Annotated in this window: 11 protein-coding genes and 1 pseudogene; 9 read left to right on the top strand and 3 right to left on the bottom strand. The window is 62.0% G+C overall.

The genetic code is table 11. The annotated features are described in order from the left end of the window. Window positions 1–133: 133 nt before the first annotated feature. From U862_RS0113695 to U862_RS0113680, 4 genes are all read left to right on the top strand, one after another. Window positions 134–3715 (top strand): DUF2339 domain-containing protein, encoded by a 3582-nt coding sequence (locus U862_RS0113695; protein WP_025110916.1) that lies wholly within the window; start codon window positions 134–136, stop codon window positions 3713–3715. Further along, window positions 3712–5076 carry a DUF3999 domain-containing protein gene (locus U862_RS0113690; RefSeq protein WP_025110915.1) on the top strand — a complete coding sequence of 455 codons (1365 nt, stop codon included), beginning with the start codon at window positions 3712–3714 and terminating at the stop codon, window positions 5074–5076. The genes U862_RS0113695 and U862_RS0113690 overlap by 4 nt, the downstream gene beginning before the upstream one ends. Before the next feature lie 341 nt (window positions 5077–5417). Continuing rightward, complete coding sequence (locus U862_RS0113685) at window positions 5418–6428, top strand: class 1 fructose-bisphosphatase (RefSeq protein ID WP_025110914.1); 1011 nt, start codon at window positions 5418–5420, stop codon at window positions 6426–6428. Window positions 6429–6431: 3 nt separating this feature from the next. Further along, complete coding sequence (locus tag U862_RS0113680) at window positions 6432–7034, top strand: DUF924 family protein (RefSeq protein WP_025110913.1); 603 nt, start codon at window positions 6432–6434, stop codon at window positions 7032–7034. A gap of 102 nt (window positions 7035–7136) precedes the next feature. On the opposite strand, the gene U862_RS31485 is transcribed toward U862_RS0113680, so the two are convergent. Both U862_RS31485 and U862_RS31480 read right to left on the bottom strand, forming a co-directional pair. Then, window positions 7137–7901: a methyl-accepting chemotaxis protein gene (locus U862_RS31485; protein ID WP_371260421.1), complete on the bottom strand. Its 765-nt coding sequence runs from the start codon at window positions 7899–7901 to the stop codon at window positions 7137–7139. A gap of 93 nt (window positions 7902–7994) precedes the next feature. Continuing rightward, window positions 7995–9017: pseudogene (locus U862_RS31480) on the bottom strand (sensor histidine kinase); the annotation flags it as partial. A 294-nt stretch (window positions 9018–9311) separates the two neighbouring features. Between U862_RS31480 and U862_RS0113670 the strand changes: the two are divergent. Then, a complete protein-coding gene (locus U862_RS0113670; protein WP_025110911.1) occupies window positions 9312–9566 on the top strand; it encodes a hypothetical protein in 255 nt (84 codons plus the stop codon). Window positions 9567–9597: 31 nt separating this feature from the next. Beyond that, window positions 9598–10167, top strand: coding sequence for a lipocalin family protein (locus U862_RS0113665; RefSeq protein ID WP_025110910.1), 570 nt, complete (start codon window positions 9598–9600; stop codon window positions 10165–10167). A gap of 120 nt (window positions 10168–10287) precedes the next feature. Here U862_RS0113665 and U862_RS0113660 read toward each other — a convergent pair whose 3' ends face one another. Continuing rightward, complete coding sequence (locus U862_RS0113660; RefSeq protein WP_025110909.1) at window positions 10288–11652, bottom strand: formimidoylglutamate deiminase; 1365 nt, start codon at window positions 11650–11652, stop codon at window positions 10288–10290. Between the two features lie 146 nt (window positions 11653–11798). Here U862_RS0113660 and hutC point away from each other — a divergent pair, with 146 nt between their 5' ends. From hutC to hutU, 3 genes are all read left to right on the top strand, one after another. After that, window positions 11799–12509: a histidine utilization repressor gene (gene hutC / locus U862_RS0113655; RefSeq protein ID WP_163013658.1), complete on the top strand. Its 711-nt coding sequence runs from the start codon at window positions 11799–11801 to the stop codon at window positions 12507–12509. After that, window positions 12506–13075 (top strand): HutD family protein, encoded by a 570-nt coding sequence (locus tag U862_RS0113650; protein ID WP_025110907.1) that lies wholly within the window; start codon window positions 12506–12508, stop codon window positions 13073–13075. The genes hutC and U862_RS0113650 overlap by 4 nt, the downstream gene beginning before the upstream one ends. Window positions 13076–13486: 411 nt before the next feature. Further along, the coding region (hutU, locus tag U862_RS0113645) for a urocanate hydratase (RefSeq protein WP_025110906.1) at window positions 13487–14403 on the top strand (917 nt) is incomplete at its 3' end.

Raw genomic sequence — 14403 nt, 5'->3', positions numbered from 1 at the left:
TGTTGGGCCGGATCGATATACTGAGCGCCGGTTACCGGCAGCCTCAATCACCGCCAATCCAATGTAGGAGTGAGCCTAGACTGAAGCAATTGCCGGGATTGCCCCGCCTCGGGGCTGCTCAGGGATATCGACCATGCAATGGATGTTCATGTTGATCGGGCTGCTGCTCGGCTGGCTGCTCGATGAGTCGTTCAGCGCCGCGCTGCTGGGTGCATTGCTCGGACTGGCGATCGGGCAAACGCTGCGCATCGCCCGGCTAGGCTCGCAGGCGGCGGAGCAACAGCGCCAACTTGAGCAGACGAAGGTGGCCTTGCAAGGCGTCGCGCAGCGCCTGTATCTGCTGGAAGGCTCCCCCTCTCACGCGGTGCCACCGGCAGATGCGGAACCGCTCAGCGAGCCCGTCGACATCGCCGAAGCTGCCGCAGCGCCGGAATTGGTCTGGGAACTGCCACCCGAATTCGAACCGATCTCCACCGTCGCCAGCGAAACCAGCCAGCCGCTACCGGCCGATGTCTGGCATCTGGACGCAATCACCGACGAGCCTGCAAAACCTGCGCAACCCGCCGAACCCCGTGGCCCGAACCTCATCGAGCGTGGTATCCGCGCCGCGCGCAACTGGCTGTTCGGCGGCAATACTGTGTTGCGGGTCGGCGTGGTGCTGTTGTTCTTCGGTCTGGCCTTCCTGTTGCGCTACGCCACTGAAGGCATGGTGGTGCCGATCGAATTGCGGTATGCCGGTGTCGCGGCCGCTGCATTGGCCCTGCTGGCGCTGGGCTGGTGGCTGCGTCGACGCAACAGCAGTTATGCGCTGATTTTGCAGGGCACCGGGATCGCGGTGCTGTACCTGACGGTGTTTGCGGCGATGCGCCTGCACCCGTTGCTCGACCCATCCGCCGCGCTGGGACTGTTGGTGGCCGTGACGGTGTTTTCGGCGATCCTTGCCATCACTCAGGATGCGCTGGGGCTGGCCGCTGCTGCGGCATTGGGCGGTTTCGCCGCGCCGATCCTGACCTCGACGGGGGAGGGCAACCATGTCGCGCTGTTCAGCTATTTCGCGCTGCTCAACGCCGGCATTCTCGCCATTGCCTGGTTCAAGGCCTGGCGCCTGCTCAACCTGATCGGCTTCGTCGGCACTTTCGGTATCGGTTTCGCCTGGGGGCTGCGTTCGTATGCGCCTGAGCTGTTGTGGAGCACCGAGCCGTTCCTGATTCTGTTCTTCCTGATGTACCTGGCCATCGGCCTGCTGTTCGCCCGGCGCAAGTTGCTCGACATGCCCGACGCGCCGGCGGACGGCGACCGCGAGGCGCTGCTGCACTGGTCAGCACGCAAGGGCGATTACGTCGACGGCACGATGCTGTTCGGGCCGCCGATCGTGGGTTTCGGTCTGCAGTTTGCGCTGGTGCAGCATCTGGAGTTCGCCGCCGCATTCAGCGCACTGGCGCTGGGCGTGATCTACATGGGCCTGGCCCGTTTACTGATGGGCGGTCGTGCCTTGTTGCTGGGCGAAACCTGTCTGGCGCTGGGAGTGATTTTCGCCAGCCTGGCGATCCCGCTCGGCCTCGATGCGCGCTGGACGTCAGCGGCCTGGGCGGTGGAAGGCGCGGGGATTTTCTGGCTCGGCCTGCGTCAGCAGCGGCCGTTCGCCCGGGCGTTTGCCTTGCTGCTGCAACTGGGTTCGGCACTGGCGTTTCTCAGTCAGTTGCGCGTCGGCGAAAGCAGTCTGTTCGATGGCGCACCGTTGGGCGCATTGATGCTCGGCATCGCGTTGCTGTTCAGTTTCTATCAACTGCGCAAGGCCGCGCCGGAGCAAGCTTCGCCGTGGGAGCGCCAAGGCCTTCCGGTGCTGGCGGCTTTGGGCCTGACCTTCCTGTACCTGCTGGCGCCGCTGTTCTTCTTTGTTCAGGCCACGGCGATCAGTTGGGCGCTGGCCGGGCTGGTGACGTTGTTTGCCGGCCTGCGCCTGCAATCACGCACGTTCCTGTTCACGGCATTTGCCGTGCAGTTGCTCGGTGGTGCGTTGTTCCTGTTGCGTCTGCAGGGTGCGGGCGAGGATTCGGCAGCAGTGTTCAGCGCCGGCTGGAGCGGCTTGCTCAGCGCGTCGTTGATTGGCCTGGCGCTGATCGCCGGCATGCTGCTGGCGGCGCGTGACGAAATGGTGCGCGGCGATGTGCGTCTGCTGCGTGGTTTGTCGGTGGTGCTGTTGGCAGGCTTGGTGCTGATCAATCTGGCGGTGCTGTTCGTGTTGCCGTGGCAAACCGCGAGCGCGGTGTGGGCGGCCAGCGGGTTGTTGATCATCTGGCTGAGCCTGTACCTCAAGCAGCGCGTGAGTTTTGTCTTCGGCTTGTTGTTGCAGTTGATCGGCGGCGCGGCGTTTTTGCTCGCCGGTCCCGAGTTGCTCGGGCCGCTGTCCAGCGAAGGTTTGCGACCGCTGGCCCATGGCGGCTTCTGGACGCCGCTGGTGCTGGGGCTGGCCGCCATGATCGGCGCCTGGCGCCTGCAACGGGGCAATCATGCCTCGGCCTTCGATGTGCTGGGTTTGCAGCGCCTGTCTGAAGTGCTGCTGGTGTGGGGAGGCGGATGGTGGGCGCTGGCGTGGGTCAGCGAAGTGCTGCGATTTGCGCCACTGAACTTGCAGGCGACGCTGTTGCTGCTGGTCGCCGCATTGAGCGTGGCGTTGTGGACACTGCTGTCGCTGCGCCTGAAATGGCCGGCGCTGGGTCTGCTGTGCACCTTGCTGATTCCGGCAGCGGGCCTGGTGCTGCTGGCGGCGTGGCATCCGCGTTATCACCCGGCGGCGAATGTCGGCTGGCTGGCGTGGGCACTGGTGTTTGTCGTGCACTTCTTCAGCTTGCGGCGACTGGCGCCGATGCTGCCGGCACGGGCCTTGAGCGCGGCGCATGTGCTCGGCTGCTGGCTGCTGATCGGCGTGCTGGCGCTGGAGTTGCGCTACGGCCTGCTGCTGTTGTCCGAGCAATACAACGCCTGGCGCTGGCTGGGCTGGGCGATCCTGCCGAGCCTGTATCTGTTGTTGGCGGCGGCTCCACGCAACTGGCCGTGGCCGGTGGCAGCGTTCCCTCGCGAATATCGCTTGTACGCCGCAGCGCCCTTGGCGGTGCTGATGCTGGCGTGGTTCTGGCTGGCCAACGGCGTCAGCGACGGCAACGCCGAACCGCTGCCGTACGTGCCGTTGATCAACCCGCTGGAATTGGGCCTGCTGTTCGCCCTGTTCGGGGTATATGTGTGGTCACGCCATGCCGTGACGCAGTTTGCGCTGCGCAAGGATTACGCCGAGTACGCCACGCAGTTGGTTGCCGGGGTTTCGCTGTTCGCCTTGTGCACCGCGCTGGTGACCCGCGCCGCGCACCATTGGGCGGGGATTCCGTTCGAGCTGGATCTGCTGCTCGAATCGATGCTGGTGCAGGCCGGGTTATCCATCGTCTGGACGCTGATGGCGCTGGGCCTGATGATCGGCGGGCATTTGCGTCATCGGCGCGAGGTGTGGCTGATCGGCGCGGCGCTGATTGCGCTGGTGGTGGCGAAACTGGTTTTTGTCGAATTGAGCAACCGTGGCGGCCTCGCCCGGATCGTCTCGTTTATCGGCGTCGGCGTGTTGCTGCTGGTGGTGGGCTACTTTGCGCCGCTGCCGCCCAAACGCGTCGAAGCCGGACCGGCGGCGGACAAGCCCGTCCCGGACACCGAAGGAGTTTCATCTTGAGTCGCATGCTGAATCTGGGGTGGTTGGCGCTGGGCGTGGTGATGGCTGCCGGCGCCCAGGAAAAACCGACGGACTTTGCCACGCAGGTGCCGTTGGCGGTGAGTGGCAATGGCCCCTGGTATCGCCTCGAACTGCCATTGAGCGCGCAATTGCAGGCACGCCAGACCGATCTGAGCGACCTGCGGGTGTTCAACGCCGCCGGCGAACCGCAAGCCTACGCCCTGGCCCGCGAATCGGCGCAGACCCGCGACGACGGTCAGTTGCATGAGGTGAAGTGGTTCCCGCTGTACAACGCCGCCGACGCCAGCGAGCGCGCGCCGAACGTACGCGTGCAATCGACCACCACCGGCACGCTGGTGGAAGTGCAGCCGTCCAGCCAACTGGAGGCTGGTGAAGAAGTGCTGCGTGGCTGGCTGCTCGACGCCAGTGCAATCAAGGCGCCGTTGCAGCAGTTGATCCTCGACTGGACCAGCGAGCGCGATGGCTTCCAGCGCTTCAGCATCGAGGCCAGTGATGACTTGCAGCACTGGCAGGCGTGGGGCGAAGGGCAGGTTGCGCGGCTGACCTTTTCCGATGAGCGTATCGAACAGCACGAAGTGGCGCTGCCGGGGCAACCGGCGCGGTATCTGCGTCTGCTGTGGGATGCGCCGACGTCGGCGCCGACCCTGACGTCGGCACAACTGAAAAGCAGTGATCCGCGCAACGTGCCGCTGCCGTTGGTCTGGTCGCAAGCGCTGGCCGGCAGCAGCACCAAGGCCGGCGAATACACCTGGCAGTTGCCGATGGGGCTGAACGTCGAGCGGGTGCAGGTTGAACTCACGCAACCGAACAGCCTGGCCCCGGTTACTCTCGCAGGCCGGCGCGAGAGCAGCCTGCCGTGGCAGACCCTGAGCAACGGTTTGCTGTATCGCCTGACCCAGAATGGTCAGGACGTGGTGCAGAACGAATTGCAGTTGTACGGGCAAACCGTGCAGCAGCTGAAACTGAGCGTGGATGAGCGCGGCGGTGGCCTGGGCGAGCAGGCACCTGGCCTGAAATACGCGGTGCGGGCGACGCAGGTGATTTTCCTCGCGCGCGGCGAAGGGCCTTACAGCCTGGCGTTGGGCAACCCGAGTGTGAAAACGGCTAACCTGCCGCTGACCACGCTGATTCCGGATTTCAAACCGGAGAAACTCGCAACGCTGGGCAAGGCGACAGTGCAGGGTGAAGTGGTTGCCACGCAGGCTGCGCCGGCAACCACGACGGCGGTGGCCGAGACCAACTGGAAGAAAATCGGGTTGTGGGCGGTGTTGTTGGTGAGCGTGGTGTTCCTCGGGGCGATGGCGGCGAGCCTGTTGCGCAAGCCACCGACCAACTCCTGAGAATGGCTGGCGCTGCGCGCCATTCGCGAGCAAGCCCGCTCCCACAGGAGATCTTCAGTGGGCATAAGGTTTGTGTTCAATCGAGATCCCCTGTGGGAGCGGGCTTGCTCGCGAAGGTGTCCGGTCAGGCAACAAAATTTCTGACCGGACGCAGTGCGCCATGCACCACCCGTCCCGATTCGAACTACGCTGAATCCGGTGCCTGAACTCTCCAGGCCTGATCACGTCTGATAGAAGCAATTGCGCCCCAATGCACGTTACCGGGCGTCATCGCTCGCTACGTTTTCAGACTCCCTGTAAACTGCGCGGGTTTTTAGCCCCCCATTCCACCGGAGCCGTCCATGTCCCGCGTTACCCTGAGTCGCTATTTGATTGAGCAGACCCGCAGCAATAACACTCCTGCCGATCTGCGCTTCCTGATCGAAGTGGTGGCGCGTGCCTGCAAAGAGATCAGCCACGCCGTGTCCAAAGGCGCCCTGGGTGGTGTTCTGGGCAGCATGGGCACTGAAAACGTCCAAGGCGAAGTGCAGAAGAAGCTCGACGTCCTGTCGAACGAAATCCTGCTCGAAGCCAACGAATGGGGCGGTCACCTGGCCGGCATGGCGTCCGAAGAAATGGACAATGCCTACCAGATCCCGGGCAAATACCCGAAAGGCGCGTACCTGCTGGTTTTCGACCCACTGGACGGCTCGTCGAACATCGACATCAACGCCCCGGTCGGCACCATTTTCTCGGTACTGCGTTGCCCGAACGAATACCTGAGCCAGAACGAGCCGCTGAACGAAAAAGCCTTCCTGCAGCCAGGCACCCAGCAAGTGGCTGCCGGTTACGCGATCTACGGCCCACAGACCATGCTGGTGCTGACCCTCGGTGACGGCGTCAAAGGCTTCACCCTGGACCGCGAAATGGGCAGCTTCGTCCTGACCCACGAAGACATCACCATTCCTGAATCGACTCAGGAATTTGCGATCAACATGTCCAACCAGCGCCACTGGGAAGCCCCGGTACAACGCTACGTCAGCGAACTGCTGGCCGGCGAAGAGGGTCCGCTGAAAAAGAACTACAACATGCGTTGGGTTGCCGCGATGGTGGCCGACGTGCACCGCATCCTGACCCGTGGCGGTCTGTTCATGTACCCACGTGACAGCCGCGAGCCCTCCAAGCCGGGCAAACTGCGTCTGATGTACGAAGCCAACCCGATGTCGTTCCTGGTGGAACAAGCGGGCGGCGCGTCCACCGACGGTCACCAGCGCATCCTCGACATTCAGCCTGAAGGCCTGCACCAGCGCGTAGCGGTGTTCCTTGGTTCGAAAGAAGAAGTCGCTCGCGCTACGGCCTACCACAAGGAATAAACCATGAACGCGCCCTGGCAGCCGTTGCTCGACTGGTGGTTCGGACACGCCGAATCACCCGACGAGATATCGGCTGACAAGGGCAAGTTGTGGTTCGGTAAGCGAGACAGCCAAGACCTCGAAGCGCGTGAGCGTTTCGGGGTCTTTGTCGATCAGGCCCTGGCCGGCGAATTGACCGAGTGGACGCAACGTCCCGAAGGTTGGCTGGCCGTGGTGCTGCTGCTCGATCAACTGCCGCGAATGATCTTTCGCGACTCCCCCAAAGCGTTTTCCGGTGATCTGCGCGCGCAGAAGCTCGTCGCGCAAGGCATTGCGGCGGACTTCGACCGGCAATTGAAGCCGATCCAGCGCGTATTCATTTATCTGGTGTTCGAACACTGCGAAAACCTCGCGGTGCAGAACGAGGCGGTGTCCAGATATATCGAGCTGGTGGCTGAACAACCGGAAGGGGAGAGGGCGGTGTTTGCCGACAATCTGGAGTATGCCGAGCGGCATCAGAGAGTGATTGCGCGATTTGGCAGGTTTCCGCATCGCAATGCGGTGTTGGGGCGGGAGTCTACGGCTGAGGAGTTGGTGTTTCTTTCCGAACCGGGTTCCAGGTTCTAAATTTTCATTGCGGCATCCCTCTTCGAGCAGGCTCGCTCCCACTTTGAAATGCATTTCACTTGTGGGAGCGAGCCTGCTCGCGAAGGGGTCAGTGGCTGCGCCTTAAATCCTGAAACTGCCCACCAACTGCTTCAACCGCGCCGCCTGCTGCTCCAGATCCGAGCATGCGCGCAAGGTCGCCTGCAGGTTCTCCACGCCTTCCTGATTCAGCGTGTTGATCTCGTTGATATCGACGTTGATCGACTCGACCACGGCAGTCTGCTCTTCAGTTGCGGTGGCCACCGACTGGTTCATCCCGTCGATCTCGCCAATGCGCTGGGTCACGCTGCCCAGGCGCTCGCCGGCCTGGTTGGCGATGCCGACGCTGCTTTCGCTCTCGCGTTGGCTCTCGGTCATGATGCTTACCGCCTGTCGTGCGCCGACCTGCAGTTCTTCGATCATCTTCTGCACTTGCTGGGCCGAGTCCTGGGTACGGTGTGCGAGGTTGCGCACTTCGTCAGCGACCACGGCGAAACCACGTCCGGCTTCACCGGCACGTGCTGCTTCAATCGCGGCGTTGAGTGCCAGCAGGTTGGTCTGTTGCGAGATGCTGGTGATCACTTCCAGAATCTGGCCGATGTTCACCGTGTTGCTGTTGAGGGTTTCGATGTTGCCGCAGGAGTCGCTGATTTTTGCCGACAACTGCTGCATGGCGTGGATGGTTTTATCCACAACCTGCTGACCGTCGACTGCCAGGCTGCGCGCATCGCTTGAGTGTTGCGAGGCAAGGGCGGCGTTCTGGGCGATTTCCTGGGCGGCGGCGCCGAGCTGGTTGATCGCCGCGGCCACGCTATTGGTGCGGCTGGCCTGCTGGTCGGAGTTGTACATCGACGAGTTCGAGGCCGCGACCACGCGCAGGGCCACTTCGTTGACCTGGCCGGTGGCCGAGGACACCTCGCGGATCGAGGTGTGAATGCGCTCGACGAAGCGGTTGAACGACAGGCCCAGCGCGCCGAACTCGTCGTGGCCGTGAATCACCAGACGTTTGGTCAGATCGCCTTCACCTTCAGCGATGTCGTGCATGGCGCGACCCATGGTGAGCAGCGGTTGCATCAGCACGCGGATCAGCATGCCGAGCAGGGCGATGATGATCACTACGGCAATCACCATGGCGATCAGCGCCGAGGTGCGGAATTCGCTGAGCATCGAGAATGCGGTGTCTTTATCCAGCACCAGCGCCACATACCAGTCAGCCGATGGCACGCCGTTGACGCGGGTGAACGAGACCAGTTGGGTCTTGCCGTCGAACTCGACTTCTTTCAAACCGGGGCTGACTTTCGGCGCGCCGTTCGGGTAGGCCTCGGCGAGGGTCTTGAGCACCAGTTTGCTGTCCGGGTGGATCAGGATCTTGCCCTCGCTGCTGACAATGAACGCGTGGCCGTGGCCGCCGAAGTTCAGCGAGTTGATAATCGCGCTGACACTGGTCAGGTCGATGTCCGCACCGGCCACACCAATCATCTGGCCCTGGCGCTGTACCGGGGTGGCGACGGTGATCACCAGTTTGCCCGACGAGGCGGCGATGTAGGGTTCGGTGACGATGGTCTGCTGGGCGCTGTTGGCCGCCTTGTACCAGCCGCGCGCACGCGGGTCATAGTCCGGCGCGCGGTTGCCGGCAGGCACCGAGAACATCACGCCGTCGGCTCCACCGAAGTAGCTGAGCTGGAAATTGCCGGTGTAGGCGGGCAGGTCGATGATGCGTTTCAGGCTGGCGGGTGCGCTGCCGTCGGCGGCGACTTGCTGTGACAGCGACTGCAGCAACTGGATGCGGCTCTCCAGCCAGGTCTGGATGTTGCTGGTGGTCAGGCTGCCCAGTTCCTGCATCGAAGCTTCAGTGCTGCTGCTCAGGGCTTCGCGTTGTCGATAGTCGTTGAAGAAAATGAAACAGGCGAACGCAACGGCCACCACGAGGGCGGCAGCCAACAAGATCTTGTGGCTGAATTTCATGTTTCTGGTCATCGAATGAACTACCGCGAAGGGGCTGGTCGAGAAAGGGCGGCAATTTGCCACACTCGGGGGCTTTGCGCTGCTCTTATTTCGACCGCGGCGCGCCAAAGATTAGGCGGTTTTTGTGAAATGCGACGAAATGCTCAATAGCGGCAAAAAGTCGCTGATTTGCCGGTAAATGCCAGACGAGCGGAGCAATAAATAGCCACCCGCGTGGGGAACCAGACAAGGGTTTTCTCTTCTAAGCTTCTGGTTGGCGCCATGCCATCCCCCTTCCGCTCCAGGAGTTACTTCATGTCGCTGCGATCTATCGCCCTTCTGACCTTTTGCGTGCTGTTGGCCGCGTGCAGCAAGGTCAACCAGGAAAACTATTCCAGGCTTTCGGCCGGCATGGCCAAGGCCGAAGTTGAGACGCTGCTCGGCAAACCCACCGACTGTTCGGGTGCGCTCGGCATGTCCAGTTGTACCTGGGGCGACCAGAAAAGCTTTATCAGCGTGCAGTACGCCGGTGACAAAGTGTTGATGTTTTCCGGCCAAGGCCTGAAGTAAACCGGGGCTACGCGCCCACGGGAGAAAAATAATGAAGCGGTTATTGTTTGTCTTTTTTGCCGGCCTGGTACTGGCCGGCTGCGCCACACACGGTGAAGATCCGCTGGCGCCCAAGACAGCTCACAGCGTCAACCTCAAGCGTTACCAGGGCACCTGGTACGAACTGGCGCGCCTGCCGATGTACTTCCAGCGCGATTGCGCGCAATCCGAAGCGCATTACTCGCTCAAGCCGGATGGCAACGTCGATGTGCTCAATCGCTGCCTGACTGCGGACTGGCAATGGGAAGAGGTCAAGGGCACGGCTTATCCACAAGTGCCGGGCAAGACCGACAAGTTGTGGGTCGAGTTCGATACCTGGTTCTCGCGGCTGATTCCGGGTGTGGCGAAAGGCGAATACTGGGTGTTGTACGTCAGCGATGACTACAAGACCGCCATCGTCGGCGACCCGAGCCGCAAGTACATGTGGCTGCTGTCGCGCACGCCGACCGTCAACGGTGTGGTGCGTGAAGAGCTGCTGAGCAAGGCCCGGCAGCAAGGTTACGACACCACGCGACTGATCTGGCGGGCGTCGGATCGGCAGATGGCCAAGACCTCGAACTAAGCATCGCCACAAATCAAAAATGTGGGAGCAGGTTTGCTCGCGAAGGGTGTTTCAGTTAACGAAAATGTTGACTGATACACCGCTTTCGCGAGCAAGCCCGCTCCCACATTTTGTTTTGGGTCAGCCCAGAAGTTCGCGCAGAACCTGGGTGAAGGCGCGGGCGCTGTCCTCTTCGCCAGCATGCCGGCCATCGCGCACCACCCACTGGCCGTTGACCAGCACATCGCGCACCTGGCGATCACCACCGGCAAACAACCAGCGATTCAAAATCCCGTCACCATTGGCTGTCGCCAGATACGGATCATTGCCATCGAGCACGATCCAGTCCGCGCGCTTGCCTACTTCCAGCGCGCCAATCGGCTGCCCCAGTGCCTGGGCGCCGCCCTCCAGCGCCGCGTCATACAGCGTGCGCCCGACCATCGGCTGATCCGCGCCATACAAGCGATTGCGCCGCTGATCACGCAGACGCTGACCGTATTCCAGCCAGCGCAATTCCTCGACCACGCTGAGCGACACATGACTGTCGGAACCGATACCCATGCGCCCGCCCTGCGCGAGGAAATCCACCGCCGGGAAAATCCCGTCGCCAAGGTTGGCTTCGGTGGTCAGGCACAGGCCGGCGATGGCGCGACTCCTGGCCATCAGCGTGACTTCTTCCGGGTTGGCGTGCGTGGCGTGAACCAGGCACCAGCGCTGATCGACCTCGGTGTTTTCGTAGAGCCATTGCAACGGACGGCGACCGCTCCAGCTCAGGCAGTCATCGACTTCCTTCTGCTGTTCGGCGATGTGAATGTGCACCGGGCACTGTTTGTCGCTGGCCGCGAGCACTTCGCTGATCTGCTGCGGGGTGACCGCGCGCAACGAGTGGAAGCACAGTCCCAGCGATTGCGCCTTTTGCTGCGCCAGCAAAGGTTGCAGGCGCGATTGCAGCTTCAGGTAGTTTTCGGTGCTGTTGATGAAGCGGCGCTGTCCTTCATTCGGCGTCTGGCCGCCAAAACCCGAGTGGCTGTAGAGCACCGGCAGCAGGGTCAGACCGATGCCGCTGTCACTCGCGGCCTGGCTGATGCGCAGCGCCAGTTCAGCCGGGTCAGCGTAGGGCTGGCCGTTGTGGTCGTGATGCACGTAATGGAATTCGGCAACCGAGGTGTATCCAGCCTTGAGCATCTCGATGTACAGCTGACGGGCGATCACGCCGAGCTGCTCCGGGCTGATTTTTCCGACGAGCCGATACATCAGGTCACGCCAGGTCCAGAAACTGTCATTGGGGTTGCCGGCCACTTCCGCCAGGCCCGCCATCGCACGCTGGAAGGCGTGAGAGTGCAGATTGGGCATGCCCGGCAGCAGCGGACCGCTCAGCCGTTCGGCGCCGTCTGCGGTGGAATCGGCCTGGATGTGGGTCAACACGCCATCGGCGCTGACCTCAAGACGTACATTGTTGGCCCATCCGTTAGGCAGCAGCGCGCGTTCGGCAAAGAAGGCGGACATGGTTCAGCACCCCATCGTGTGTTATTTGTATATACATATACAGACGTTTGCCTGCCCGGTAAACTCCGGCAAGCTAGCAACCTTCATCCAGAAAACAGGGATCAACCGTGCCGACTCCGCCTCCAGTCTCCCCGTTGGCCGCGAACATGGGCGACAGTCCGGCGCCCTTGTACGCTCGCGTCAAGCAGATGATCACCCAGCAGATCGACAGTGGTAACTGGCCGCCGCACTATCGCGTGCCGTCGGAAAGCGAGCTGGTCAATCAACTCGGTTTCAGTCGCATGACCATCAACCGGGCCTTGCGCGAGATGACCGCCGACGGCCTGCTGGTGCGCATGCAGGGCGTCGGTACGTTCGTCGCCGAACCAAAAAGCCAGTCTGCGCTGTTCGAGGTGCACAACATCGCCGACGAAATCGCCTCCCGTGGTCATCGCCACACCTGTCAGGTGATCACCCTCGAAGAAGAGGCTGCCGGTTCCGAGCGCGCACTGGCGCTGGACATGCGCGAAGGGCAGAAGGTGTTCCACTCGCTGATCGTGCATTACGAGAACGACATTCCGGTGCAAATCGAAGACCGTTTCGTCAACGCGCTGGTCGCCCCGGAATACCTCAAGCAGGACTTCACCCTGCAGACTCCATACGCCTATCTGAACCAGGTGGCGCCGCTGACCGAAGGCGAGCATGTGGTCGAAGCGATCCTCGCCGAGCCGTCCGAGTGCAAGTTGCTGCAGATTGAAAAAGGCGAGCCGTGCCTGTTGATCCGCCGTCGTACCTGGTCGGGGCGTCAGCCGGTGACCGCTGCGCGTCTGATCCATCCCGGTTCCCGTCATCGTCTGGAAGGTCGGTTCCACAAATGAAAGAGTTGAAGGTTTTACGCGCCGAAGGCTACCCACGCATGCCGTGGAAAAACGGCGGCGGCAGCACCGAAGAAATCACCCGTGACGCGGGCGCCGGCCTTGATGGTTTCGGTTGGCGCCTGTCGATTGCCGACATCGCCGAGTCCGGCGGCTTTTCGACTTTTGCCGGGTATCAGCGAGTGATCACCGTGTTGCAGGGCGATGGCATGACCCTGTGCGTCGACGGTGATGACACGCGCCCGCTGTTACCTCTGGACCCGTTTGCGTTCAGCGGCGAGAGCCAGGTGTCCTGCACCTTGCTCGGCGGGGCGATCCGCGATTTCAACCTGATCTATGCGCCGCAGCGTTACAGCGCACGGTTGCAGTGGCTGGAGGGTGAGCAACGGTTTTTCAGCTCGGCGGGGACGCTGCTGGTGTTCAGTGTCGGTGAGCTGCTGCATGTGCAGGTCGACGACAGCACTGCACAGCTCGGTCGGCATGATTGTGTGCAACTGGACGGTAATGCCGGATTGGTTGAAGTCTCCACCAATGCCGCATGCTGCGTGATCGAGTTGACTGCACGCTGATTTTTATGCGCAAAACCCTGTGGCGAGGGAGCAAGCGCCCTCGCCACAATGGCATTCACACTGACTGTTTCCCTTCTCGCACCAACTTGTTACCGAACGCCCCAGCGTGGCGCAAAACCACGCTTTCGTAGCCGCTGTTCACATCCTTCATGCACCCCCGCAAAAATTTTCATCAGCGCCACAACCCTTGTGTCAGGCGGTCTTCAGCCCTGCCCGCAATTTATCCCGGGGCGCTCTTCAACAAGTTGGCCGCGCGATTGCATATGCTTGTATGTACAAGTAAAGACGTATGCGTATGAGTCGTCAGAGGTTCTCCGCAGCGTCCCTGATTCGCTTGTCGCGCATTGAAGTGCACAAGCCGCTTGCCCACCGCCAGGGTTGGTTTGAATTGATCGCTGAGGAGTCTTTTTCGTGACTGACAATACCCAGAAACCTACGAAGTATCGTGACGTCGAAATTCGTGCATCGCGCGGCAACACGCTGACCGCCAAGAGCTGGCTGACCGAAGCGCCGCTGCGCATGCTGATGAACAACCTCGACCCAGAAGTGGCCGAGAACCCGAAAGAGCTGGTGGTTTACGGTGGTATCGGTCGCGCCGCACGTAACTGGGAGTGCTACGACAAGATCGTCGAGAGCCTGACCCATCTGAACGACGACGAGACCCTGCTGGTGCAATCCGGCAAGCCGGTCGGCGTGTTCAAGACCCACGCCAACGCCCCACGCGTGCTGATCGCCAACTCCAACCTGGTGCCGCACTGGGCGAGTTGGGAACACTTCAACGAACTCGACGCCAAAGGCCTGGCCATGTACGGCCAGATGACCGCTGGCAGCTGGATCTACATCGGCAGCCAGGGCATCGTCCAGGGCACCTATGAAACCTTCGTCGAAGCCGGTCGCCAGCACTACAACGACAACCTCACCGGCAAGTGGGTGCTGACTGCCGGCCTCGGCGGCATGGGCGGCGCCCAGCCACTGGCTGCAACATTGGCCGGTGCCTGCTCGCTGAACATCGAATGCCAGCAGGTGAGCATCGATTTCCGCCTGAAAAGCCGCTACGTCGACGAGCAGGCCAAAGACCTCGACGACGCCCTGGCGCGCATCGCCAAATACACCCAAGAAGGCAAGGCGATCTCCATCGCGCTGCTGGGTAACGCCGCAGAAATTCTGCCGGAACTGGTCAAGCGCGGCGTGCGTCCGGACATGGTCACCGACCAGACCAGCGCCCACGACCCACTCAACGGTTACCTGCCGGCGGGCTGGACCTGGGACGAGTACCGCGCCCGCGCCAAGACCGAACCCGCCGCTGTAATCAAAGCCGCCAAGCAGTC

The organism is Pseudomonas sp. H1h (assembly GCF_000633255.1).
In the GTDB taxonomy this organism is placed as follows: Bacteria; Pseudomonadota; Gammaproteobacteria; order Pseudomonadales; family Pseudomonadaceae; genus Aquipseudomonas.
Note: the sequence above shows the minus strand (reverse complement) of the source record. Positions and strands in the feature narration are given on the sequence as shown.